Source organism: Chryseobacterium sp. ERMR1:04 (genome assembly GCF_001297705.1).
GTDB lineage: Bacteria > Bacteroidota > Bacteroidia > Flavobacteriales > Weeksellaceae > Chryseobacterium.
The window spans coordinates 235,760-259,168 of the sequence record NZ_LIRF01000003.1 but is presented as its reverse complement, the minus strand read 5'-3'; the positions used below and the strand labels follow the sequence as shown (position 1 = coordinate 259,168).

Genomic DNA, 23,409 nt, shown 5'->3' with positions numbered 1-23,409 from the left:
TTTAAAGTAGATAAGGTTTAAGAGTTTCTTCAGCTTCTCTTTCATAGATCTCAAATTGCTTAACGGCCGCTTCTTTTTTCTCTGCTGCATTAGAAGCAGTAGATTTTATCGTTCGTGATCCTTTACCCAGAAAATAGATATCTCCATTATTACTATTCTTTTGGTAGTACGCAGACCATGAAGTCTCCTCCTCTGTATAGCCTTTGGGAACAATCGTCCAATATTCGTCTTCACGGTATAATAAATCTGCAAAATGGTGTTTCATGTTTTATTGAATTTTTAATTATTCCTTTTTACACAATCGTTGTTTCTTCATCAATAGATTTCAATCCATTCAAGTTAAATAAAATAGATTTTATCACAGTAGCTTCTTTTTGGTTTCGCTCGGACTGAATCCGAAATGACTTTTATACAAACGGGAGAAATGTGATACATTTTCATAACCTACTTCATCGCAAACATTGGCAATCGTAAGCTGGGTAGAAAGGAGTAAATCTTTGGCTTTTTGTAATCTCTTTTCCTGTATCCACTTCGCAGGTGAGCTATGATACAGAGATTCAAACTCCCGGCGGAAGCTAGACAAACTTCTTCCCGAAATATGCGCCAACTCTTGAAGGGTATAAGGTTGAAAGCAATACGCTTCCATCGTTTTTACCAAATCTCTGGTTTCATACCGATTAAGATGAATCAATTGTTGTAAAAATCTTGGATTTTCCTGTGAAAGGTCAAACAGCAATTCTAAAATTTTAAGCTTAAATAATTCTGTTTTTATATTTTCATTATCATCAAAGTAAGGCTGTAATGATGCTAAGAAGGATTGCAATCTCCCACCGTAAGAATGAACGATTACTTCATCATCCGGAACGGGCTTTCCTAAATAATCATCTGTTTGAATCAATTTAATAAAATCAATAATGATGTCTTTCTTCAAAGTGAAAGAAACACTCTCATACATAAAGTTATTGAGGGCATTACCACTTTTTATGATCTCAACATACGTCGCTTTTTTTATCAATAACATATCGCCCTTTTTTAAAGAAAAGAGTTGATTTCCAATGCGCAATTCATTCACTCCTTCCATAGCAAATAACAGAAAATGTTCTTTCAACATATTCTGCTTATGAAAAGGGGTGGTATGTTGTTGGCGACAAATCTCTATGGTACCTATCCCCTTTGATGTTAAGATAATATGTGTTCCCGGAAATGAATCTTGATCTGCTATTTGTTTTACAACGTTCATGTAGGATTTTTTACAAAAATAGAAAATCTATTCACCAATCATAACCCTCTTTTCCTGTTGACACAAATAGTCATGAAATATGGCATTGTAAGCAATCTCATTCCGCTGAATATAGTAGAATTTTGCAGAAAATTAATTCATTCAATTATGTTACAGTTTAAAAATTCAGAAAAAGTATTTACGATAAAAGGGTTGTCACAAGCCGTAGAGATCCCGTTGGGGCATCAGAAGATGATTATCCTGTCGGGACAAATTCCACTCAACAAGCAAGGGGAACTAGTGGGTCATGATGTAAAAACGCAAACCATTCAAATTTTTGAAAACATCAAGGATATTTTAGAAACCTGCAATGCCGGTCTTAATGATATTGTAAAACTCGGGATTTTCATTTCTGATATTTCGCAAATCGCAGGATACAGAGAAGCCAGAGATCAATTTATTAATTTAGATAATCCGCCCGCAAGCACACTTGTAGAAGTAAAAGGTTTATTTAGAAGCGATGTAATTATTGAAATAGAAGTTACTGCTGTAGTAGGAATATAGTCTGACTGACAGTAAACACAAAAGTGTGTTTCGTTGTATTGGATATGACGAAACACACTCATTATTTTACCACACCATCTATTGCATGTTGGGTACCTTACTATTGGCGAAATAGTATTTTATTGAATTTCTGTGCAGATCTCAACTAAATAATTATCAATATCCTTTATATAAGCCGTTGTTTGTCCCCAAGGTTTTACGGTGATTTCTTCGTATAAGGAAGCGCCATTGGCTATAGATTTTTCAACTAAAGCTTTTACGTCATCGGTTACAAAACCCAGCTCTATTCCGAAAGGCTTATCAACTGTTTTAGATGCTAAAAATCCTTTTTTAATATTTGAACCCGCAAGCTCTAACGAAGCGAAAGAAAGTGTGGTTTCTCCTGAAATTAATTCTCCATAATCGTTTTCCGGAGTGATAAATTTAATCTCGAAATCAAAGGTGTTTTTGTAAAAGTTCATCGACTTCTGTACGTCTTCTACGTAAAGGATAATGTATTTTAGTTTGATCATGTAATTTTTATTAACCACAAAAATAAGCAATTGTATATTTTGGTTTGAATTCTTATACTTTTTCTTTTGTCTTAAATAAGAACTCACAGAGGTTTTAAATATTAAGAGAAGGTCGCCCTGAGGCAATAGTGTAGGCTTCTTTCAATACCTCGGCGTACGTAGGATGTGCATAAGACATTCTGGCCATATCGTTTGCAGTTACTTCATACTCCAATCCCACAACTGCCTGTGCAATAAGATCTGCTGCTCTGGCTCCAATAATGTGAACGCCCAATAATTCGCCATATTTTGGATCTGTCAATACTTTTACAAAACCTTCGGTATCCATTCCTGCGCGGGCTCTTGCATTGGCAGAAAAAGGAAACTTCCCAATGCTATACTCAACTCCTTTTTGTTTTAATTCTTCTTCTGTAGAACCCACAGACGCCACTTCCGGCCAAGTGTATACTACAGAAGGAATTCGGTGATAATGAATATGTGGTTTTTGTCCATTAATTCTTTCAACCACAAATACGGCTTCTTCTTCGGCTTTGTGCGCTAACATCGCTCCGCCGATGACATCTCCGATGGCATAGATATTTGGGACATTGGTTTGAAGTTCTTCATTAACGATAACCATTCCTCTTTGGTCCAGCTGTACATCCGTATTTTCGAGGCCTAAATTTTGGGTATTGGCTTTTCGGCCGACTGCCATCAGAACATACTCAGCTTCTAACTCTTGTTCCGCTCCATTTTTATCTTTAAAGCCAACTTTTGCATAATCTCCTACATTTTCAGCTTTATAAACAGACTGTTGAAGATGAATTTCAATTCCTTCTTTTGTTAAAATCTTCTTTAAGTTACTCCCTAAATCATGATCCATATTGGCGATCAGCTGGTCGGCATATTCCAGAATGGTTACCTGAGTTCCCATTCTGTTAAAAATAGAAGCCATTTCTACTCCTATAACACCGCCGCCAATAATGATCATGCTTTTGGGCTGCTCTTGGAGAGATAGAGCTTCAGTGGAAGAGATAATTCTTTTTTTATCAATGATAATTCCCGGAATAGAAGCAGGTTTAGATCCCGTAGCAATAATATACCGGTCTGCTTTAATTGTTATAAAAGATTCATCCTCTGCCGTTATTTTTAAAGTTGAATGGTCTACAAAAGAAGCAGTTCCCTGCATACAGGTTATTTTATTCTTTTTCATCAGATAATCCAAGCCTTGGGTGTTTTTGAGAACAACCTCTGTTTTTCTTTTGTACATCTGATCAAAATTAAGTTGAACGGAATCCAGATCAATACCGTGAGCTTTAAACTTATGTACAGCATCATGATAATGATGCGTGCTGTCTAATAGTGTTTTTGTGGGAATACAGCCCACATTAGTACATGCACCTCCCAATGTGTCATATTTTTCAATAAGAAGCGTTTTATAGCCTAATTGAGCGCTTCGTATAGCAGCGACATAGCCTCCCGGACCTGAGCCGATTACGGCCAAATCATATTGTTCCATTTCTTTATAGTATTTTAGATGATTATATTTAGGTAAATGTGATGGTGGTTAATTATATATCAGTCTATATTTTCGATGATAATAGCTGAAGCACCACCTCCACCGTTGCAAATTGCTGCAAGTCCGTATCTACCTTTTTCCTGGCGCAATACATTGAGTAACGTCACAATGATTCTGGCTCCTGACGCTCCGATAGGATGCCCCAGTGCAACCGCTCCGCCATATACATTTACTTTATTTAGGTCGTAGCCCAGAATCTGCTGATTGGATAATATCACCGAAGCATAGGCTTCATTGATCTCAAAATAATCGATCTCCTCTAAGCTAAGACCCGCCTGTTGCAATGCTTTTGTTATCGCAATAGACGGCGAAGTGGTAAACCATTCCGGAGCCTGAGCGGCATCTGCATAAGCAATAATTTTAGCTAAAGGTTTTAGATTGTGCTTTTCTACCGCTTCGGCGGATGCCAATATCAAAACGGCGGCTCCGTCATTCAGGTTGCTGGAATTAGCAGCTGTTAGTGATCCTTCTTTTTCAAAAGCGGGTTTTAGTTGTGAGACTTTTTCAGGAATAAGTTTGTCGATGTCTTCATCTCTATCTACTATTGTGCTGTCTTTTTTACCTTCAACGGATATTGAAATCAGTTCATTTTTAAATTTATTATTATCAGTCGCTTCCTGAGCTTTTTTGTAAGAATGTAAAGCGTAATCGTCTAACTGCTCTCTTGTATGTCCGTATTTTTTTACACCCAATTCGGCAGCACTTCCCATATGGAAATCATTGTATACATCCCAAAGCCCGTCTTTGATCAGTCCGTCTGTCAGGATTGAATCTCCTAATTTTTTGCCATTACGCAAATGGGAATAATGAGGAACGTTGCTCATGCTTTCCATACCGCCAGTGACTACAACATCCTCCAACCCAAGCTGAATCTGTTGTGCGCCCAACGTCGTGGCTTTCATTCCTGAAGCACAGACTTTATTAATGGTGGTTGCATCTTTATCAACCGGAATCTTTGAAAAGATAGCTGCCTGTCTTGCGGGTGCCTGACCCAACCCCGCACTCAATACATTCCCCATATAAACACTGTTTACATATTCGGGAGACAGCGCAATACTCTCGTAAGCATTTTGAATGGCAGCTGCTCCCAATTGTGATGCTGTAAAACTTGATAAGTTGCCCATAAAACCGCCAATTGGGGTACGTTTTGCGGCAACAATAAATACTTCTTTCATAATTAATTTATTTTTTAAATATACCTATCGGTATATTTTTAATTAAAAAAAATTTTTACTTTTAAATTCTGTCTTCACCATAAAATTAGGAGGCAGAATTAAATTGATGATACAAAGATAAATAAAATATACCAATCGGTATATTTTTGAGCAGTATTTTATTTTTGAATCAAAACAAAGGAATATTTCTATTCTCTGGTCAATTGATCAAGCTTTTTAAGTAAAGTCGGCATTCTGTAGGGGCCGTGCATTTTTTCTACGTTACTTTTCACTTCATCTACATCAGTTCCTTTACTGGTCGCAAACAGAGGGGTTTTACTTTCTCCTCTGTAAATATTTCTTCTTTGAGAATCGGGAGTTGTGAATTCATTTTTAGCAATCCCAATGATTGGATATTTTTGGTCTAGCGCTTCATACAAATAGCCACCCAATCCTATTTTACCATCATTATCCAACGTTACATAGCCGTCAACAATGATACAATCGCCTTCTTTAAGTTCAATTTTTTGTAATAAACTTACAATACAAGGCAGCTCTCTTTTGTAGAATGCACCGCTTTCATAATCGGAAGTGATTTCTGTCTTCTCACTGAAAATTTCGGTTTCTATTTCAGAAGTCCAATCTTCAAAAGCAATACAGATCGTATTGGCGTAATCATCGTAATAGTAGGTATCGAAAGCGTAAATCATTAGTCCTTTAATTATAACTTTAATAAAAGCCTATAAGATTCTATATCCTATAGGCTTACTTGTATTTTTTCACTGATAAAAAAAGTATCAATTATTTTTTATCAACTACAATTCTATCTGCTCTATTCGCTATTTCCCAAGCGGTTGCAAATACCAATTGTGTTCTTTTTTGTAACAAAGGATAATCTATTTTATCCGGCTTATCCGTTGGCTTGTGGTAGTCTTCATGAATACCGTCAAAGAAGAATGCTACAGGCACATTGTTTTTCGCAAAATTGTAATGATCTGACCTGTAATACAATTGTTCCGGGTCCTTAGGATCATCATATTTATAATTCAGTTCCAGATTATTCGTTCTCTTGTTTGCCGCTTCATTAATCACTTTTAACTGAGCGCTTAACATTTCAGAACCAATAACATACACGTACTGTTTCCCTCTGTTCTCAGGGTCATCACGACCAATCATATCGATGTTTAAATCTACAACTGTATTCGCTAAAGGAAACACCGGATTATCCGTATAATATTCAGATCCAAACAGGCCGTGCTCTTCTCCTGTTACATGAAGAAACAGAATAGATCTCTTGGGACCGTTTCCTGCCTTTTTAGCACTCTGAAACGCCTTTGCAATCTCCATTACGCCAACCGTTCCGCTTCCGTCATCATCAGCTCCGTTATAAACTACTCCATTCTTTGTGCCCACATGATCGTAGTGTGCAGAAACTACAACAATCTCATCCGGCTTTTCTGTTCCTTCGATAAAGGCCAGAATATTTTCAGAATCAGGAAGGTTTCCACCACCTCTTTTCTTCATAAAATCTGACGGGACTTTTTGATAATAAGACCCTAATGTCTTCGGATAAGAGATTCCTAAGCTTTTATAGTAATTGATCATATACTCTCCCGCTTTTTTCTGTCCGGGACTTCCGGTATCTCTTCCGCCCATTTCATCAGAAGCAATCACATATAAGTTCTTCTTTAGGTTATCTGCACTAATCATCTTATAAGCAGCAAGAAAAGCCTTATCTCCTTTTGCAACAGTACTCGCAGATCCTTCCGGTTTCGCAGTATCATTTGAAACTTTTGACGTTCCACAACTTACCAGTAATGCAACAGAAAATAATGGTATAAGTAGTTTTTTCATTCTAGAATAATTTGCTTAAAAATAACAAAATTTATTTAATCTGTAACGGATTACAATTTTTCATATATTTGATTTAAATGCACAATACATGGAAAATATTTACGGATTTACACATTACTCTTTTTTTACCGATATGGCAGAGCTTGCCTCGAAGCACAACAGTTTTGATCTCTCTTTAGGATTACCCGATTTTGAAATTGATGATCGTTTAAAACAGTATTTAAAAGAAGCCGCTGATCTTAACAACCATAATTATGAGCCACTTGCAGGAAATCCTCTGCTGATTGAAAATATAATTCAATATAATGCTAAACGGAAAAACAGTATTCAACTGAATGAAAATGAAGTAACCATTGTCCCATGTGCAACCTTTGCTTTATATACTTCCCTTAAAAGCATTTTAAATCAAGGAGATGAAGTGATTGTAATACAGCCTTCTTATTACACCTATGCTCCTTCGATTGTGTTAAATGGTGGAGTCCCGGTGTATTATGACCTTGACAATGATTTTGCCATAAACTGGGAGAAACTTCAAAATTGCATTTCACAAAAAACAAAAGCAATTATTGTCAATTCTCCACAAAACCCAACAGGAAAAATCTGGTCTAAAGCAGATTGGAATCAATTGTATGAACTGATAAAAGATCAAGAGATCTATCTGATTTCCGAAGAGATTTACGACACTTTTTGCTATGATGGTATTGAACATTACAGTTCATTTCTACACCCCGAATTAAAGAAAAGAACGTTCTGTATTTTTTCCTTTGGCAAAATGTTTCATACCACTGGCTGGAAAGTAAGTTACTTATTAACTCCCAAAGAATTAACTTCAAAATTCAGATGTCATCAACAATATATCTCTTACAGCGCCAATGCACCTGCTCAATATGCTTTAGCAAAATATTTGGCCATTTTTAACCCTTCAGAAACACAACAACTCATGCAAAATAAAAGGGATATTTTTAATGAATTGATTAAAGACACCCCTTTTGAAGTTGAACAAAAAGCAGAAGGAAGCATCTTTCAAGTTGTTAATTTCAGGAAAATTTCTAAAACGATGACCGATGTAGAATTTTCAAAATGGCTGACCATTGAAAAGAAGGTTTCCTGCCTTCCTCTCTCTGCGTTTTATAACTCAAGACAAAACTCTGACTATGTACGTTTTAGCTTTGGTAAAAAAGATGAAGTTATTATTCAGGCGTTGGAATATTTAAGGAAAAATTTGTAGTTTATTTGTCATTGCGAGGAACGAAGCAATCTCCTCATTATTAAAATCTTAGTTAAAATTGTCACTATTTTTTTCTCCCACAGATCTCGCAGATTTTCACAGATGATTAAGTATGAAAAAGCACCGCTTATTGCAGTGCTTTAATTATATGTTTTGAAATCAATCTATTTACAGAGAAAGGACTCTTACATCAATTCTTCTGTTTTTGGCTTTACATTCATCCGTATCATTTGCTTCACAAACAGGATGTTGAGAGCCATAGCCTTCCGCTTCTATTCTGTCTGCAGAAATGCCCAATTCCAGTAATTTCAATTTTGCAGTTTGTGCTCTTAAATTAGATAGCTTCTGATTGCTTTCTATATTTCCGGTATCATCTGTATACCCTCCTAATTTTACTTTCAGATCAGGATATGCATTTAAGATTTCCGCTAAATTATTTAATTGAGCATCTGAACCTACTTTTAAATCACTAGAACCACTTTGGAAATACAAATTCTCAATCGTATACCAATTATCCGGTTCTAAAACCGCTTTACTTTTCTGTTTTACAGCATTGTACATTTGATATAACTGGCTACCATCACCAAGAGAAATCATTTTCCCGTCTTTTAATTTTATTTCTTCGATCTTTCCTGTTTCATATACAAAATCTCCGCTCTCGTTTAAATGACCTTTAATTTCTTTAATAATCAATACTTTGCCTGTCTCATTATTCATTCCCTGTGCACTGGCATGAGCAGCCTCCATGGCAAGTAAACTTTCAATTTTAGCCTTTCTATTCGTTTCAATTTTATCTTTATGCAAGACTGCTAAAGTTGGTGCAATCACCAATGATACAATTGACATTAATTTGATCAAAATATTCATCGATGGCCCAGAGGTATCTTTAAACGGATCTCCCACCGTATCACCTGTTACCGAAGCTTTATGGGGCTCTGAACCTTTGTAATACATCTTCCCGTTGATATCAACTCCTTTTTCAAAAGATTTTTTAGCATTATCCCATGCTCCACCGGCATTATTCTGAAACATTCCCATTAAAACACCACAAACCGTAGCTCCAGCTAAAAAGCCTCCCAACACTTCAGGACCGAAAATAAATCCCATCAAAAGAGGTGAAATGATCGCAATAGCTCCAGGCAACATCATTTTTCTAATGGAGGCGTCGGTAGAAATCGCAACACATTTTTCATATTCGGGTTCTGCTTTGCCTTCTAATATTCCCGGAATTTCACGAAACTGCCTTCTTACTTCTTCCACCATGGCCATAGCAGCCTGTCCAACCGCAGTAATCGCCAATGATGAAAAGATAAACGGAATCATTCCACCAATAAATAATCCGGCCAACACATCAGCTCTATAAATATCAATCCCATCGATACCCGCAATCCCAACAAAAGCAGCGAACAAAGCCAGCGCCGTCAACGCTGCAGAAGCAATCGCAAAACCTTTTCCTGTTGCTGCTGTTGTATTTCCTACAGCGTCCAAAATATCTGTTTTTTCACGAACTTCTTTTGGCAGTTCACTCATTTCTGCAATTCCTCCTGCGTTATCAGCAATCGGTCCAAATGCATCAATAGCCAGCTGCATTGCCGTAGTAGCCATCATCCCTGCTGCTGCAATCGCAACACCATACAATCCGGCACACAAGTAAGAACCATAAATTCCGCCTGCCAATACAATGATCGGAAGTAAAGTAGATTCCATCCCCACCGCTAAACCACCAATGATGTTAGTTGCATGACCTGTAGATGATTGCCTCACAATGCTTGACACTGGTCTTTTTCCTATTGCCGTATAATACTCTGTGATGATACTCATTAAAGTACCCACAACCAATCCTACAATTATCGCCCCGAATACCCCCATTTTAGTGAATTCGTGTCCTCTTAAAACCATTTTTTCAGGTAAAATATAGGTTGTCAAAAAATAAGAAGCGACCGCTGTAATTACGATGCTTCCCCAGTTTCCAAGATTTAAAGCATTCTGGACGCTTGCCATAGACGAGCCTTCATTATCATTAATTTTAACAAATAAGGTTCCTATCATTGAAAAGATGATTCCTGTTCCTGCTATTAACATCGGCAAAAGAATCGGTGCAAAACCTCCGAATGAATCATCAGACATCGTTTCTCTTCCCAACACCATTGTTGCTAAAACAGTCGCGACATAAGAACCAAATAAATCGGCTCCCATCCCGGCAACATCTCCTACGTTATCTCCTACATTATCTGCAATTGTAGCAGGATTTCTAGGATCATCTTCAGGAATTCCCGCTTCTACTTTTCCAACCAAATCAGCCCCCACATCAGCTGCTTTTGTATAGATACCCCCACCTACTCTTGCAAAAAGTGCAATAGATTCGGCACCAAGAGAAAATCCGGTAAGAATTTCAATGGTTCTTTCCATCTCATGGGAATCTACTCCTGCATCTGGGGCAAAAATTTGTTTAATGATTAGAAAAAGTGATCCTAATCCTAACACAGCCAATCCGGCAACGCCCATTCCCATTACGGAACCGCCTCTAAATGAAACTTTAAGCGCCTTAGATAAAGATGTTCGCGCCGCCTCTGCTGTTCTTACATTGGCCTTAGTGGCAATTTTCATCCCAATAAAACCCGCTAAAGCAGAGAAAAATGCTCCAATCGCAAAAGCAATCCCAATACTCCAATGCGAACTGGAACTGTTCATTCCCATTATAGCTAACAAAACAGCAACTATAATCACAAAATAGGTTAATACTTTGTACTCAGCTTTCAAAAAAGCCATGGCACCGTCAGCAATATGCCCGCTGATTATTTTCATTTTTTCATTTCCTGCATTCTGCTTGCTTACCCAATTACTTTGAAGAAACGTATAAAGCAACGCAATGACGCCAAAAACCGGAATTAAATAGAACAAATTCATATTTATTATTTTTATATTAAAAAAACACAATTACTTTTATAAATATAATAAATTTTCTAAATACTTTGTAAAATTCAATATAATTATATATAATTTTTGTACATTTATTCATCACCACTTAATGAATTACAATGATTATGAAAACATTATTTTATACCATCTTTTCAATGCTGTTCATCTACAGCTGCCAAAACAGACCCCCGAAAGAAACAGCCGATTCTCTTTATTTCGGAGGCACCATTTTAACCATGGAAAACAGTCCGGCTCAAGTAGAAGCTGTTGCCGTAAAAAATGGTAAAATTCTTTTCGCCGGCACAAAATCAGAGGCAGACCATTATATAAACGATCAAACAAAACAGATTAACCTTAATGGTAAAACACTGTTACCCGGCTTTATAGATGTTCATGGACATTTTACTTCAAGAGCCGGAATGATGCAGGCTATAGATCTTTCTCCGGAACCTTACGGTACCGTTAATTCAATAAAAGACCTTCAAACAACCATAAAAAATTATATAAAAGAACACAACATTCCCAAAACTCAACCGCTCATTGGGAATGGATATGATGATGCTATTATGGTAGAACACCGACATCCTACGAAAGAGGAATTGGATGCAATAAGCAAAACCAATCCCATCATTGTTATTCACACTTCCGGCCATGCAAGCGTTGCCAACAGCGCCATGCTTAAGTTTTTGGGGATCTCTGAATCTGCAAAAGATCCTGAGGGCGGACATTATGGAAGAAATAAAAAAACAGGAAAACTCAACGGTAAATTAGAAGAAAATGCAAGTTTTATGGCGCTTCTTAATTTAACCGAAAAGATGAGCAAGGGAACCAATACCCAAGCTCAGGCCATAGATAATTTAATGAAGGCCCAAGAGGAATGGTTAAGTTACGGACAAACAACCATTTGCGACGGAAGAACCATGGGAGAAAGCGTAAATCTTTTAGAAAAAGCTGCTGCTGAACATTTGTTTAAAGCAGATATTGTTTACTTTCCAGACTATGAATACTTTAAAAAAGATCTGGATGCCTTTAAACCTAAATATATGCATTATGATAATCATTTGAAAATGGCAGGTTTCAAATTTTCAGACGATGGATCTCCACAAGGAAAAACGGCTTGGCTTACTCAACCCTATTTGGTTCCGCCAGAGGGTCAATCTAAAGACTATAAAGGTTTTCCTATTTTCACAGATGAAGTTCTATATGAAGATTTAAAAACATTATTTCAAAATAATATCACTGCACAACTGCATGTAAATGGTGATGCAGCCATCGATCAGGCAATACGTGTCATTCAAAGATTAAAAGACGAAAAAATATACAAACCTGAATTGCGTGTTACGTTAATTCATGTACAAAACAGCCGTCCAGACCATATTCAAAAAATAAAAGATCTAGGTCTTATTCCATCGTATTTTTCAACCCACGCTTATTTATGGGGAGATTGGCATTATTCAAGTGTTTTTGGTCCCGAAAGAGCGTCTTTTATCAGTCCTGCAAATTCTGCGTTAAAAGCTGGAATTCTATTTACTATTCATCATGATGCTCCTGTAACACCACCCGATTTAATTACTGCGGTATACGCTGCTGTTAACAGAAAAACGCGTTCAGGAATGATCTTAGGACCTAATGAAAGAATCGAACCTATTGAAGCTTTAAAGGCCATCACAATTAATGCAGCTTATCAATTACAGGAAGAAAATAGAAAAGGTTCTATTAAAGCAGGAAAGTTGGCTGATTTTGTCATACTCGATCAAAACCCGTTAACAATAGATCGTGACAAACTTCGTGATCTTGTTGTACTGGAAACTATAAAAGAAGGGGTTACCGTGTATCAAAGGAAATAAAAACACGCCACAGTTTTTACTTAAAAAAATTACTTCGAATAAAATTTTAATTATGAAAAAAATTATAACGTTAGCATTAGGGCTATTTTCAGGAATGGCAGTTTTTGGACAAGGACATTACAATGGTTCTTCGTTCAATCCTAATGATTATTTTGCACCGCATGCAGGATGGATTATTCCTGTATGGTACGGATATGCCAATATGGATTATCATAATGCTGCCGGAAATAAATCTGATCAACTGATTAATCCTGCTCCCGGAAATCCTACCGAGCTTACTCTCAAACAAAAAGTAGTTACCCATTCTTTTATTTTAATGGCTATTTATGGTGGTAAAGGAAAAATTTTTGGTGCCAATTGGGGAATGATGATTATTCCTACCTTAAATAGTCCAACCGCTGATATTGCGTTAGATTACTACTCTAGCCAAACCGGACCCGGAAATTATGTTTTCACCAATAAAAGTATTGGGTTGGGTGATATGTATATTCAACCTATTTGGCTGTCATGGACAAAAGGAAAATTCAGTTATGCTGTAAACTACGGAGTTTGGGCGCCTACAGGAAAATACAAACCCAATGATTTAGACAATGGAGGCCATGGCTATTGGTCTCACAACATTCGTGTGGCCGGTAAAACGAAACCTACGCCAAGAACCAATATAAGTGTAGCAACCACGCTGGAGATCAATCAATGGCAAAAAGATACTGACTTTAAAGAAGGAAGCCATTTCACCGTGGATGTTGGTGGAACCTATGTTTTAGATAGCAGAGGAGATGAAGTGGGGATTTTTGGAAATTACAGCACCCAGGTAAGCGATGACAAAGGAACCAATGGTGGTTTTGCTTCGGATAAAATTGCAGGAATCGGTGCTTTTGGTTCTTATTGGATCGTTCCTATGAAAATCGGATTGATGGGAAGAATTACCCAAAACTTTGGAGCAGAGAATAGATTTGCAGGAATTGCGGTTCAGGCGGGCGTTAATATCTTAATTCCGAATTCGCATTAAAGAATATCAATATGAGGCCGAGAATTTGTTTTTAAAATTTACCACAAAAGCAGCAAAAGCTATATGAATATCTAATCATAGCTTAATTTATAAAAAGGAAAAGCTCTCAAAAGAATAATATTTCGACCCTGCTCAATACAGAAGAATTTTTAAAAACTAATGTGCTCTTGTTTGCAATTCATAATGAGCTTAAATAATTCATTAACCTTTTGTAGTAAAAATAACAAGTTCAGGAATAAAAAAAGCAGACTTTTCAGTCTGCTTTCCTATTTTTATGAGGTTAGATCATTGATTAACCTCCAAATTTATCTGCGTAATCTTTTTGAGATGCAATGATCACTTTCTTAGCATGCTCAGCGCCATATACTTCCTGAATTCTGCATTTTGCAGGCTCGTCCGGTAAGTTTTTGTATGTTAAGAAATAGTGCATTAATCGTTTCACTTCAGCTTCAGGTAATTCAGTGATATCTCTGAAATGTCCAAAAGCATGATCACCGATCATTACTGCAACAATTTTATCATCAGCCTCACCTCCGTCGATCATTTTGAAACCTCCGATTGGAATAGCCTCCATAAACAATCCACCTCCGTGAATATTGTGAGAACTCAAAACACAGATATCCAACGGATCATGATCTCCCATTGATACATCTGTAGCTCCTCTTTCAACTGCCAATTTCATTACTTCATTATCACAGTATGTTCTTGGAACAAACCCGTATAATGCCGGAATGATATTAGAAAATTTCTGAGGTCTGTCTACCTTTAAATATCCTGTTTCTTTATCTACTTCATATTTAATAGTATCTGAAGGAACGATTTCCACGAATACGTTAACAACATTTGGCGCATCTTCTCCTGCAGAAACTCCATGCCATGGATGTGCTTTAAAATTTGGAATCATTATTTATTTATATTTTTAGTTAAGCTATTATTAAAATTTCTCTTCTCAGGTCTTCCATTGTCGCTGCAATATAGTCTTCATTTTCCATAAAATTCATGATGAAGATGGTTTTAAACTCATCAAGATTAGCATTTCCACTTAATCCTTCGTATGTTTTATGAAGCAGATCCAGCACCGCATTTTTAGAATCAACAATATTGTTCCAAGAATTTTTCGTTACGTAAAGCTGTTGTGAAGAATTATATTCAAACTCTTCATTAATTGTTTTTTCTGTAAGAAAAATAAATTCGTGTACCGCAAGATCTTTATCAAACCTCTGAATAAGGTTGGAAGGTTTCATTCTTTCCAGGAAAAGCGTCATTCTTTCATAAGACTGGGTCTTATTTTCAGAATTCGATTTCACAGAAAGAAGTTTTATTTCCTGATTTTTAAGATTGATATACGTGTGTACAAACTGTCTCAGCAAAACCAAAAAAGGTATCGCAATGATCAATGCAAATGCATATGGTAGGTATCCTGAAAAACTTGTCATAATTTGAGGTACAAAAATAATGATAATTTTATAATTATTACGCCGTCTTATCCAATATTTGCTTTTTTGAACTTTGATACGCAATTAATGATAAAATTATTAATAGGTAAAAGCCTACCATCATTCTATTGACAAGACTTGGAAACATGATGAAGCGTAAAAATACCGTCACAAATATCGCAGCGTAAAAACTCAGGAAAATCAGACTTTTTCTATTTCTGTTGATGATAAGTTTATAATCTAAAATAACAATGATAAAGATGAGCAATAAGGTAAAATACGAAGTATTAAACTCAAATAGCAGTTTGCCCTTTACACACGCTAAATAGTCATTGAAATTAAATGAATCGGGGTTTGAGATGGGATAAAGCTGAACCTTCGTAAATTGATTCATAAACAACACATACCAAGATATTTGATTGAAATATTGGATGATCCCAAACGTTAATGCAAAATAAATAAAAGAGAAAAGAATTTCTTTTGTTTTAAACCTAAAATCCGACTTAAATATATACAGTAATGCTAATGAAAAACTATAAAAAATAAAATATTCCGGTCTTGTAAGAATACATAAAATTCCAAATACTGTTGCCACAAACATATTTCGCTTCATTACTGCAAAATAGAAACTAAACAGTAAAAGCATACACGATAAACCATCTGGCGTGGCGTGGCGGGAAGTATCTAAAAGAGGTTTAAATATAGATATTAAAATCGTTAATAATAACGCTAAATAATTATTTTTAAGGACTTGTAATAAGAAGGAAAAAATTAGGATCACCATTAAAACATAAGAAATAATTGTAATAAGAAACGTAGATAGTGACGCACTAAACCCAAGTTTAAAAAAGATCGAATTAATGAAATTATAAAAAGGTTTTACGGTAAATAACTGAAGCTCTTCTTCATATACTTTAGGATTTTCTGATAAAACATGATAATAGCTGTTATCTCCTATTGCTTCTTCTTCTCTGGTAGTATTTACCTCACCCGCTCCCGGCTTTTTCTCTTTTAATTCTGTGTAAACTTTTTTATGAATTTCCTCAATTTTCATGTCTGGAAAATTGGCTTTGTACACCAATCCCATGTATGCCTCTATATCTGCATTGTAATACTGGTGAGTGTATAAATACAAGGACATGACCAATAAATAAACAGACAATATAATAGAAGGTATATTTTTTTTCATGGAAATAAGGATTAAATGCAAAAGTAATAATTTAGAGTACCAATAAAAGTATTTTGAATGATGATGGATAAAATTATCTGATTTTTAAAACTTTCTTTAAAAGTTCTTTTTTAGAATTAAATGTAGTAGGATACATTTTTAATTCCGGTCTGAAACCCCTGAAAAACTCTTCTATAGCAGGAACATCACTTCCTTCAAAATCAAAAGTCTTAGTCTGAATATTTTCTGAAATAATATGATCAATAATCACCGAAGAACCAGAAAGCTTTATATGTTCTTTAGCATTAAAAGTTCCTAAAAGTGCTAGTGTTTTTTCATCAGAATAAACAGCAATGATATTAATAATGGTTTTATGGTAAAAAAATGCAGTAAGCTGCAAATGCTGAGCTTTCTCAAAATCGGAAAAGGTTTGTAGAAACTCCTGCTTATCTTTTTCATCTTTAGCCCCGATTGTATTTTGAGAAATAAAACCCAGCGCTTCATTCATCGTAACCTTTCTCACTTCAGAGTTTTGCAAAACCTCTTCATCAAGCCTTAATTTCCGTTTTCTTTTGGGAGAATATTTCTGTCTTACTTCATTATAATCCGCGGGATAAATAAGAAAATTCTGTCTTTCTTTTAATTTCTTTGTGAATTGATTGGTATCATTAAAAGCATAATACCAAATATTGTATTTTTTTTCAAAAAAGTCTAACAACTGATCGTTAACCTGAATGTTATCTGTTTTTGAAAAAATACCTAACTGCTGGCAAAGTTTAGGATTAATAACGATTTTCAGTCCAAACTTTTTCATGTAAGGAACAGGCATTACGGCCTCATAATCATTATAAACCAATATTTCCCATTGTTTACCGGAAACAACATTCAAAAAATCGAGTGTTGCAGAATATTTTTGTTGTTCAGAATTCTCTAAACATTCAGTATATTTTTTAAAATCAATTTCTTGATATTTCAATCTTCTAATCATAATAATCCTTCGTCTGAGAAACTCAAATATGAATTCTGTGTAACAATTAAATGATCCAAAAGCTGGATATTTAAAAGCGCTCCGCCTTCTTTTATTTTCTGTGTAATATCTATATCTTCTTTACTGGGTTTCAAATTTCCGGATGGATGGTTGTGAGCAATGATAATTCCGGTCGAAAAATGATCCAACGCAATTTTAAATAAAATCCTGACATCTACAATCGATTGATTGATTCCTCCTTGAGTTAATTGAGAAGTATGCAGAACTTTATTACTCTGATTCAGAAAAACAGCCCAAAACTCTTCTGTTCTGAGATCTGACAATTGGTTTTTAAGAATCTGATAGGCATCATTACTATTGGAGATCACAGGTTTTTCAGGAATTTCCTGACTTGCCCTCCTCTTTCCAATCTCTAAAGCTGTAGCAATGGAAATGGCTTTCGCCTCTCCTATTCCTTTGAACTTAATTAAATCTTTCACCGAAAGTAAACTCAACTGATGCCAATTATTATCGACAGAAGCCAGTATTTTTCGCGCTAATTCTACCGCGGTTTCATTTCTACTTCCGCTGCCCATAATAATTGCCAGCAACTCGGAATCAGAAAGTGAGCTCTTGCCTTTAAGCAAAAACTTTTCTCTGGGTCTGTCGTCTTCTGCGAGGAATTTTATGGACATAATATTGGTGTAAATAATTAATTAAATCCTTTCATTTTAGGAGTAATTGTAAACTTAGCAGTTCCCCCACCCATTTGAACAGGCATATTTCTTTCAGCAGAAATTAAACTTTTTGTTTTACCATCAAAGATATATTTCCCTTCAATATCTGTATCCTTCATAATGTCTCCTCCCTGCATTTTAGAAGTAAGCTTAATTTCTATTTTGTTATCTTTCGAGCCTTTGTACATGTAAGTACTTGAAACAGGCATAATAGATTTTGTAAGCGGGTTTGATGTATCTTCTTTCCAAGTAAACCCATTTTCAATAGCTTCATGAGGAAAAACCAAAGGAATAATATTGTATTGATCTGCACCTAAATCACTTGCAGTTTCTTTGGTAAACTTTTGTTTTTCAAGAATCTTACCGTATTTATCAATTTTAAATGTAAAAGGATTATTAATCATCGGCCTCATCTCTGCCGCCATTTCATCGTCTGAACCGGTAGTTTCTCTAGAATCAAAATGAATTTCTTCACCAAACATTTTTTGATTATATGTCATTCTTAAAATCTCACCTGTAATGTAATAATTAGATTCTTTATCTACAGAATCTACTTTGTATTTTACTTCTGTAGCATCATTCATGCCTCCATTATCATTTCCATCTGTAGATGTAGAATAAATTAAAGTCTGCTCAAAACCTTTGTCAAGATTTAGTGATAGATTTTCTTTCTGAACTTCTTTTTTTCCACATGATACCATTGTAACTAAAGCGGAAGCAAGGATAAAAATATTTTTCATTGAAATTAGTTTTAATAAAAAGCGTATAAAACAATAGGCAATTTAGATTCATCAATATATTTTGCCGTTTCATTAAACGCATTTTTTGAAAGCATCGGACATCCAAAACTTAAACAAGCCTGGCTGGTTGATTCTTTATCGGAAACACAATCGTAAGAATGAAGCACAATCGCTCTCGATCTTGCATTGCTGTTGGTTTCATCAAGCCCATCTAAACGATATGCCTTTCCAAATTTACCGTTATAACTTTCACGGATCTCATACTTTCCTAGAGACGATTGATGAGAACCATCTACATTACTGAATTGTAAATTACTTGAATGAGAAACTACAGAACCTTCGCCATGGGCAACAATCGCTTTCTGTAAAATTTTGTTATTCTTCAGGTTGTAAACGAAATACCTGTACTTTCCTGAATGAACTCTAAAATTGATGAAGACTGCCAAATCCTGACTGTAATTTTTCCCTTTAATAAAATTTTTAATTTCCGAAATCCTTGATTTTGGTAAATCGTTAATTCCATTTCCAGCCTGAGATTCAAATTTTGAACAGGAAATAATAAATAGAAATAGGAAAATAAAGCATTTCATCATGTAGCAGAGGTTTACTCGATAATCATCCCGTCTTTCATGACCAATTTTCTATCCGTAATTTCTGCAAGATTCGGGTTGTGCGTTACAATAACAAATGTCTGATTGTATTTTTCTCTTAGATCAAAAAATAATCGGTGTAGATCATCCGCATTCTTTGAATCCAGGTTACCCGTTGGTTCATCTGCAAAGATAATTTTAGGAGAGTTTATTAACGCTCTGGCAACCGCTACTCTTTGTGCTTCACCCCCAGATAATTGGTTGGGTTTATGCTGCAATCTCTGTTCAATTTTTAGGTCTTCAAACAAAGCATAGGCTTTCTCCAACGCTTCCTTTTCGTTAGCTCCGGCAATTTTTGTAGGCAACAATACATTTTCTAATGCCGTAAATTCCGGCAATAACTGATGAAACTGAAATACAAAACCAATATTTTGATTTCTGAATTTAGAAAGCTGCTTATCATTCATATTAATAAATGATTCTCCTGCTATTGAGATTTCTGTATCATATTTATTAGAGTTCGAAGGAAGATCCAATGTTCCTAAGATCTGCAGCAAAGTAGATTTCCCTGCCCCTGATTCACCAACAATAGAAACAACCTCACCAGTTTTGATATGAATATCAACCCCTTTTAATACTTCTAAATTCCCATAAGATTTATGGATATTCCTTGCTTTAATCATGAGTCAAAAATAGTGATTTGATTTGAAATATGAGAGAAATTCAAGGTGAATTGTGAATGGTTAATTGACTTCGTTTATCATTTTTTTTTAATTTAAATTTCAAACGTAAGGTTCGCAAGTGTTTTTGAAATTCAATCTATCTATTTTTTTATTCGCAAAGGCGTTAACACTCAGCAAAGACGAATGTTTAGAGATTATTACCATCCACTTTGTCATCCTATAGGGATCTCAACAAGAATCTTCCGAAACTATTTTCCAATACTATATAAAAAGATCATTGATATTCTTTCCTCCAATTTATGTTAAAACAAACCTAACAGGTTTTAGAAACCTGTTAGGTTTAAGTTTATAATATGAAAGATTAGAGTCTAGATCTACGGGCTGGTAAACAAATCGTGAATTTTAAACACAAAAAAACCTCTCGAAGTGAGAGGTTTTAATATGATATATACTAGAAGATTACAGTAACAAAGTTAAAGGACTTTCTAGATATGTTTTTAATGTTTGTAAGAACTGAGCACCTGTAGCACCGTCTACCACTCTGTGGTCACAAGCTAATGAAAGCTTCATGATATTCCCCACTACGATCTGACCATTTTTTACAATTGGCTTCTCGATGATTGCTCCTACTGAAAGGATTGCAGAGTTAGGTTGATTAATGATACTTGTAAATGTTTCAATTCCGAACATTCCTAAGTTAGAAACAGAGAAAGTAGAACCTTCCATTTCGTTTGCCTTTAGACCTTTAGATTTAGCTCTTCCAGCCATATCCTTAACACCAGCAGAAATCTGTGTATACGTCATCTGATCTGTGTTTTTAAGAACAGGAACTACCAATCCGTCAGGAATAGCTACCGCTACACCAACGTTGATATTTCCTCTGTGGATCACTTTATCTCCAGCCCAGCTAGAATTAACTTGTGGATGTTTTCTCAAAGCAACTGCAGTCGCTTTAATAATCATATCATTGAAAGAGATTTTAGTATCTGGTAAAGAATTGATTTCTTTTCTAGCCTCAATTGCTTTATCCATATTAATCTCTACCATCAGGTAATAATGAGGAGCAGAGAATTTACTTTCAGCAAGACGTTTTGCAATAATATTTCTTACCTGAGAGTTTGGAGTCTCTGTATCTTCTCCTTGTACAAAACTCAATGCAACCTGAGCAGCCGAACTTGCAGTCGGCGCAGAAGCAGCTGGTTTTGCCTGAGATGGCTGATAATTTTCAATATCTTTTTTAACGATTCTTCCGTTTTCTCCAGAACCCTGAATACCGTGAATGTCAACTCCTTTATCCTGAGCCATTTTTTTAGCCAAAGGAGAAATTGCAACTCTGTCGGTAGATGAAGCACTTACCGCCTCAGCAGCAGGTTTTTCTTCAGTCTTAGCTTCCGCTTTTTGTTCTGCAGGTTTTTCTGAAGATTGAGCAGCAGGTTTTGCAGCACCAACGCCAGAAACATCAGTTCCTTCAGGGCCAATAATAGCCAATACTGAATCTACAGGAGCAGCACCACCTTCTTCAACACCTTGCTTCAATAATATTCCATTGAATTCAGATTCGAAATCCTGAACCGCTTTATCTGTTTCGATTTCAGCAAGAAGATCACCTTCTTTTACTGTATCACCAACATTTTTGTGCCATTTAGCTACTTTACCTTCTGTCATTGTATCAGAAAGTCTTGGCATTGTAATTACTTCTACTCCCGCAGGAACTTCCGCAGAAGTTTGCTCTACGCTTGTAGAATTATTTTCTGTTTTTGCTTCTTCTTCAGATTTTTTCTCTTCAGAACCTCCGGCAGCAGAAGCAGCAGCTCCGCCCGTTAATCCTGAAATATCTTCTCCTGCATTACCAATAATAGCCAAAACAGAATCTACAGCAGCAGCATTTCCTTCTTCCACACCAACGTATAGAAGAGTACCATTTAATTCAGATTCGAAATCCTGAACAGCTTTATCTGTTTCAATTTCAGCTAAAATATCTCCTTCTTTTACTGTATCTCCTACTTTTTTATGCCATTTCGCCACTTTACCTTCCGTCATAGTGTCGGAAAGACGCGGCATTGTAATAACTTCTGCCATAATTTAATTTATTAATTTGTTAATGTGATGAAGTGATGATAATAAAAGTGAAAGTTAAAAAATAACACACCATATCATCCTATCAGCAAATTATTATTGATTTTCAAATTTATCTAAGAATGGATAGTTTTCCTGAGAATAAACATACTCATATACTTTATCAACATCCGGGTATGGAGAATTTTCCATGAACTCGATACACTCATCAACAAAATCTCTTGATTTATTATCGATTACTTCCAATTCTTGTTCAGTAGCCCAATTGTTAGCTAAAATTCTTGATCTTACCAATTCGATAGGGTCATCATTTTTATGAATTGCCACTTCATCCTTAGATCTATAAGGCTCAGCGTCAGACATAGAGTGACCTCTGTAACGGTAAGTTCTTGCTTCGATGAAAGTTGGTCCGTCACCTCTTCTTGCTCTTTCAATAGCCTCGTAAGCAGCTTCAGCTACTTTTACAGGGTCCATTGCATCTACAGGAAGACAAGGCATTTCGTATCCTAAACCTAATTTATAGATATCTTCGTGGTTAGCTGTTCTTTTAACAGAAGTTCCCATTGCATACTGGTTGTTTTCTACAACGAATACTACCGGAAGTTTCCAGTTCATCGCCATGTTAAACGTTTCATGTAATGATCCCTGTCTTGCTGCCCCATCTCCGAAGAAACAGATATTCACCGCTTTTCTGTCAAAAAACTTATCCGCGAAAGCAATACCAGCACCTAAAGGAATTTGACCTCCTACAATACCGTGTCCACCATAAAAACGGTGTTCTTTACTAAAAATGTGCATAGAACCTCCCATACCTCCTGACGTACCTGTAGCTTTACCACAAAGTTCTGCCATGATTCTCTTAGGGTCTACTCCCATTGCCATTGGATGGATGTGACATCTGTAAGCAGTGATCATACTATCTTTAGTTAAATCCATTGCATGCGTGAAACCAGCAGGTATAGCCTCCTGTCCATTATACAAATGTAAAAAACCTCTGATTTTTTGTTTTAAATAAAGAGAACGGCATTTGTCTTCAAACCTTCTCCACATTGTCATATCTTCATACCACTTCAGGTATACCTCTTTAGAAAATTCTTTCATGTGTTAGCTCTTGCTTATTTATTATGAAATAGTTGAGCAAAATTATA

At 35.7% G+C, this 23,409-nt stretch carries 22 protein-coding genes; 4 read left to right on the top strand and 18 right to left on the bottom strand.

Annotated features, from left to right (window positions below; all coding sequences use genetic code 11):
- Window position 1: 1 nt before the first annotated feature.
- Both AMQ68_RS01280 and AMQ68_RS01275 read right to left on the bottom strand, forming a co-directional pair.
- Window positions 2-265 carry a hypothetical protein gene (locus AMQ68_RS01280; protein ID WP_054508831.1) on the bottom strand — a complete coding sequence of 88 codons (264 nt, stop codon included), beginning with the start codon at window positions 263-265 and terminating at the stop codon, window positions 2-4.
- Between the two features lie 93 nt (window positions 266-358).
- Window positions 359-1,240: an AraC family transcriptional regulator gene (locus AMQ68_RS01275; protein ID WP_054508830.1), complete on the bottom strand. Its 882-nt coding sequence runs from the start codon at window positions 1,238-1,240 to the stop codon at window positions 359-361.
- A gap of 147 nt (window positions 1,241-1,387) precedes the next feature.
- Here AMQ68_RS01275 and AMQ68_RS01270 point away from each other — a divergent pair, with 147 nt between their 5' ends.
- Complete coding sequence (locus AMQ68_RS01270; RefSeq protein ID WP_054509972.1) at window positions 1,388-1,783, top strand: RidA family protein; 396 nt, start codon at window positions 1,388-1,390, stop codon at window positions 1,781-1,783.
- Between the two features lie 119 nt (window positions 1,784-1,902).
- Here AMQ68_RS01270 and AMQ68_RS01265 read toward each other — a convergent pair whose 3' ends face one another.
- The 5 genes from AMQ68_RS01265 to AMQ68_RS01245 all read right to left on the bottom strand — a co-directional run bounded on the left by AMQ68_RS01265 (window position 1,903) and on the right by AMQ68_RS01245 (window position 6,861).
- Entirely contained in the window at window positions 1,903-2,295 is a 393-nt protein-coding gene (locus AMQ68_RS01265; RefSeq protein WP_054508829.1) for a VOC family protein, read from the bottom strand.
- A 94-nt stretch (window positions 2,296-2,389) separates the two neighbouring features.
- Window positions 2,390-3,793: a dihydrolipoyl dehydrogenase gene (gene lpdA / locus AMQ68_RS01260; RefSeq protein ID WP_054508828.1), complete on the bottom strand. Its 1,404-nt coding sequence runs from the start codon at window positions 3,791-3,793 to the stop codon at window positions 2,390-2,392.
- A gap of 59 nt (window positions 3,794-3,852) precedes the next feature.
- Window positions 3,853-5,028, bottom strand: a complete 1,176-nt coding sequence (locus AMQ68_RS01255) for an acetyl-CoA C-acyltransferase (protein WP_054508827.1) — start codon at window positions 5,026-5,028, stop codon at window positions 3,853-3,855.
- 188 nt (window positions 5,029-5,216) lie between these two features.
- On the bottom strand, window positions 5,217-5,717 hold the full coding sequence (locus tag AMQ68_RS01250; RefSeq protein WP_054508826.1) for an endonuclease V: 501 nt from the start codon (window positions 5,715-5,717) through the stop codon (window positions 5,217-5,219).
- A gap of 91 nt (window positions 5,718-5,808) precedes the next feature.
- Window positions 5,809-6,861, bottom strand: a complete 1,053-nt coding sequence (locus AMQ68_RS01245) for a M28 family metallopeptidase (RefSeq protein WP_054508825.1) — start codon at window positions 6,859-6,861, stop codon at window positions 5,809-5,811.
- Between the two features lie 88 nt (window positions 6,862-6,949).
- On the opposite strand from AMQ68_RS01245, the gene AMQ68_RS01240 reads away from it, so the two are divergent.
- Complete coding sequence (locus AMQ68_RS01240) at window positions 6,950-8,089, top strand: aminotransferase class I/II-fold pyridoxal phosphate-dependent enzyme (protein ID WP_054508824.1); 1,140 nt, start codon at window positions 6,950-6,952, stop codon at window positions 8,087-8,089.
- Between the two features lie 168 nt (window positions 8,090-8,257).
- Here AMQ68_RS01240 and AMQ68_RS01235 read toward each other — a convergent pair whose 3' ends face one another.
- Window positions 8,258-10,996, bottom strand: coding sequence for a sodium-translocating pyrophosphatase (locus AMQ68_RS01235; RefSeq protein WP_054508823.1), 2,739 nt, complete (start codon window positions 10,994-10,996; stop codon window positions 8,258-8,260).
- 137 nt (window positions 10,997-11,133) lie between these two features.
- On the opposite strand from AMQ68_RS01235, the gene AMQ68_RS01230 reads away from it, so the two are divergent.
- Together AMQ68_RS01230 and AMQ68_RS01225 are read left to right on the top strand one after the other, a co-directional pair.
- Window positions 11,134-12,855, top strand: coding sequence for an amidohydrolase (locus AMQ68_RS01230; RefSeq protein ID WP_054509971.1), 1,722 nt, complete (start codon window positions 11,134-11,136; stop codon window positions 12,853-12,855).
- Window positions 12,856-12,907: 52 nt separating this feature from the next.
- A complete protein-coding gene (locus AMQ68_RS01225; RefSeq protein ID WP_054508822.1) occupies window positions 12,908-13,864 on the top strand; it encodes a transporter in 957 nt (318 codons plus the stop codon).
- Between the two features lie 292 nt (window positions 13,865-14,156).
- On the opposite strand, the gene AMQ68_RS01220 is transcribed toward AMQ68_RS01225, so the two are convergent.
- The 10 genes from AMQ68_RS01220 to pdhA form a co-directional block, all read right to left on the bottom strand.
- Window positions 14,157-14,768 (bottom strand): inorganic pyrophosphatase, encoded by a 612-nt coding sequence (locus AMQ68_RS01220; protein WP_054508821.1) that lies wholly within the window; start codon window positions 14,766-14,768, stop codon window positions 14,157-14,159.
- A gap of 19 nt (window positions 14,769-14,787) precedes the next feature.
- Window positions 14,788-15,300, bottom strand: coding sequence for a hypothetical protein (locus AMQ68_RS01215; RefSeq protein WP_054508820.1), 513 nt, complete (start codon window positions 15,298-15,300; stop codon window positions 14,788-14,790).
- A 37-nt stretch (window positions 15,301-15,337) separates the two neighbouring features.
- Window positions 15,338-16,489 carry a glycosyltransferase family 39 protein gene (locus tag AMQ68_RS01210; RefSeq protein WP_054508819.1) on the bottom strand — a complete coding sequence of 384 codons (1,152 nt, stop codon included), beginning with the start codon at window positions 16,487-16,489 and terminating at the stop codon, window positions 15,338-15,340.
- 73 nt (window positions 16,490-16,562) lie between these two features.
- A complete protein-coding gene (locus AMQ68_RS01205; RefSeq protein WP_123905573.1) occupies window positions 16,563-17,444 on the bottom strand; it encodes a hypothetical protein in 882 nt (293 codons plus the stop codon).
- An 8-nt stretch (window positions 17,445-17,452) separates the two neighbouring features.
- The gene (gene radC / locus AMQ68_RS01200; RefSeq protein ID WP_054508817.1) at window positions 17,453-18,130 is read right to left on the bottom strand and encodes a DNA repair protein RadC; all 678 of its coding nucleotides are present in this window, start codon (window positions 18,128-18,130) and stop codon (window positions 17,453-17,455) included.
- 17 nt (window positions 18,131-18,147) lie between these two features.
- Window positions 18,148-18,912 (bottom strand): DUF6263 family protein, encoded by a 765-nt coding sequence (locus AMQ68_RS01195; protein WP_054508816.1) that lies wholly within the window; start codon window positions 18,910-18,912, stop codon window positions 18,148-18,150.
- A gap of 11 nt (window positions 18,913-18,923) precedes the next feature.
- Window positions 18,924-19,505 carry a murein L,D-transpeptidase catalytic domain-containing protein gene (locus AMQ68_RS01190; protein ID WP_054508815.1) on the bottom strand — a complete coding sequence of 194 codons (582 nt, stop codon included), beginning with the start codon at window positions 19,503-19,505 and terminating at the stop codon, window positions 18,924-18,926.
- A gap of 11 nt (window positions 19,506-19,516) precedes the next feature.
- Window positions 19,517-20,185 carry an ABC transporter ATP-binding protein gene (locus AMQ68_RS01185; RefSeq protein WP_054508814.1) on the bottom strand — a complete coding sequence of 223 codons (669 nt, stop codon included), beginning with the start codon at window positions 20,183-20,185 and terminating at the stop codon, window positions 19,517-19,519.
- A 459-nt stretch (window positions 20,186-20,644) separates the two neighbouring features.
- On the bottom strand, window positions 20,645-22,264 hold the full coding sequence (locus AMQ68_RS01180; protein ID WP_054508813.1) for a 2-oxo acid dehydrogenase subunit E2: 1,620 nt from the start codon (window positions 22,262-22,264) through the stop codon (window positions 20,645-20,647).
- 93 nt (window positions 22,265-22,357) lie between these two features.
- A complete protein-coding gene (gene pdhA / locus AMQ68_RS01175) occupies window positions 22,358-23,362 on the bottom strand; it encodes a pyruvate dehydrogenase (acetyl-transferring) E1 component subunit alpha (RefSeq protein WP_054508812.1) in 1,005 nt (334 codons plus the stop codon).
- Window positions 23,363-23,409: the final 47 nt, after the last annotated feature.

What these genes read in the sequence shown, in the direction of transcription:
- AMQ68_RS01280 (WP_054508831.1), bottom strand. Translation starts at nt 265, where the DNA reads ATGAAACACCATTTTGCAGATTTATTATACCGTGAAGACGAATATTGG.
- AMQ68_RS01275 (WP_054508830.1), bottom strand. Translation starts at nt 1,240, where the DNA reads ATGAACGTTGTAAAACAAATAGCAGATCAAGATTCATTTCCGGGAACA.
- AMQ68_RS01270 (WP_054509972.1), top strand. Translation starts at nt 1,388, where the DNA reads ATGTTACAGTTTAAAAATTCAGAAAAAGTATTTACGATAAAAGGGTTG.
- AMQ68_RS01265 (WP_054508829.1), bottom strand. Translation starts at nt 2,295, where the DNA reads ATGATCAAACTAAAATACATTATCCTTTACGTAGAAGACGTACAGAAG.
- lpdA (WP_054508828.1), bottom strand. Translation starts at nt 3,793, where the DNA reads ATGGAACAATATGATTTGGCCGTAATCGGCTCAGGTCCGGGAGGCTAT.
- AMQ68_RS01255 (WP_054508827.1), bottom strand. Translation starts at nt 5,028, where the DNA reads ATGAAAGAAGTATTTATTGTTGCCGCAAAACGTACCCCAATTGGCGGT.
- AMQ68_RS01250 (WP_054508826.1), bottom strand. Translation starts at nt 5,717, where the DNA reads ATGATTTACGCTTTCGATACCTACTATTACGATGATTACGCCAATACG.
- AMQ68_RS01245 (WP_054508825.1), bottom strand. Translation starts at nt 6,861, where the DNA reads ATGAAAAAACTACTTATACCATTATTTTCTGTTGCATTACTGGTAAGT.
- AMQ68_RS01240 (WP_054508824.1), top strand. Translation starts at nt 6,950, where the DNA reads ATGGAAAATATTTACGGATTTACACATTACTCTTTTTTTACCGATATG.
- AMQ68_RS01235 (WP_054508823.1), bottom strand. Translation starts at nt 10,996, where the DNA reads ATGAATTTGTTCTATTTAATTCCGGTTTTTGGCGTCATTGCGTTGCTT.
- AMQ68_RS01230 (WP_054509971.1), top strand. Translation starts at nt 11,134, where the DNA reads ATGAAAACATTATTTTATACCATCTTTTCAATGCTGTTCATCTACAGC.
- AMQ68_RS01225 (WP_054508822.1), top strand. Translation starts at nt 12,908, where the DNA reads ATGAAAAAAATTATAACGTTAGCATTAGGGCTATTTTCAGGAATGGCA.
- AMQ68_RS01220 (WP_054508821.1), bottom strand. Translation starts at nt 14,768, where the DNA reads ATGATTCCAAATTTTAAAGCACATCCATGGCATGGAGTTTCTGCAGGA.
- AMQ68_RS01215 (WP_054508820.1), bottom strand. Translation starts at nt 15,300, where the DNA reads ATGACAAGTTTTTCAGGATACCTACCATATGCATTTGCATTGATCATT.
- AMQ68_RS01210 (WP_054508819.1), bottom strand. Translation starts at nt 16,489, where the DNA reads ATGAAAAAAAATATACCTTCTATTATATTGTCTGTTTATTTATTGGTC.
- radC (WP_054508817.1), bottom strand. Translation starts at nt 18,130, where the DNA reads ATGTCCATAAAATTCCTCGCAGAAGACGACAGACCCAGAGAAAAGTTT.
- AMQ68_RS01195 (WP_054508816.1), bottom strand. Translation starts at nt 18,912, where the DNA reads ATGAAAAATATTTTTATCCTTGCTTCCGCTTTAGTTACAATGGTATCA.
- AMQ68_RS01190 (WP_054508815.1), bottom strand. Translation starts at nt 19,505, where the DNA reads ATGATGAAATGCTTTATTTTCCTATTTCTATTTATTATTTCCTGTTCA.
- AMQ68_RS01185 (WP_054508814.1), bottom strand. Translation starts at nt 20,185, where the DNA reads ATGATTAAAGCAAGGAATATCCATAAATCTTATGGGAATTTAGAAGTA.
- AMQ68_RS01180 (WP_054508813.1), bottom strand. Translation starts at nt 22,264, where the DNA reads ATGGCAGAAGTTATTACAATGCCGCGTCTTTCCGACACTATGACGGAA.
- pdhA (WP_054508812.1), bottom strand. Translation starts at nt 23,362, where the DNA reads ATGAAAGAATTTTCTAAAGAGGTATACCTGAAGTGGTATGAAGATATG.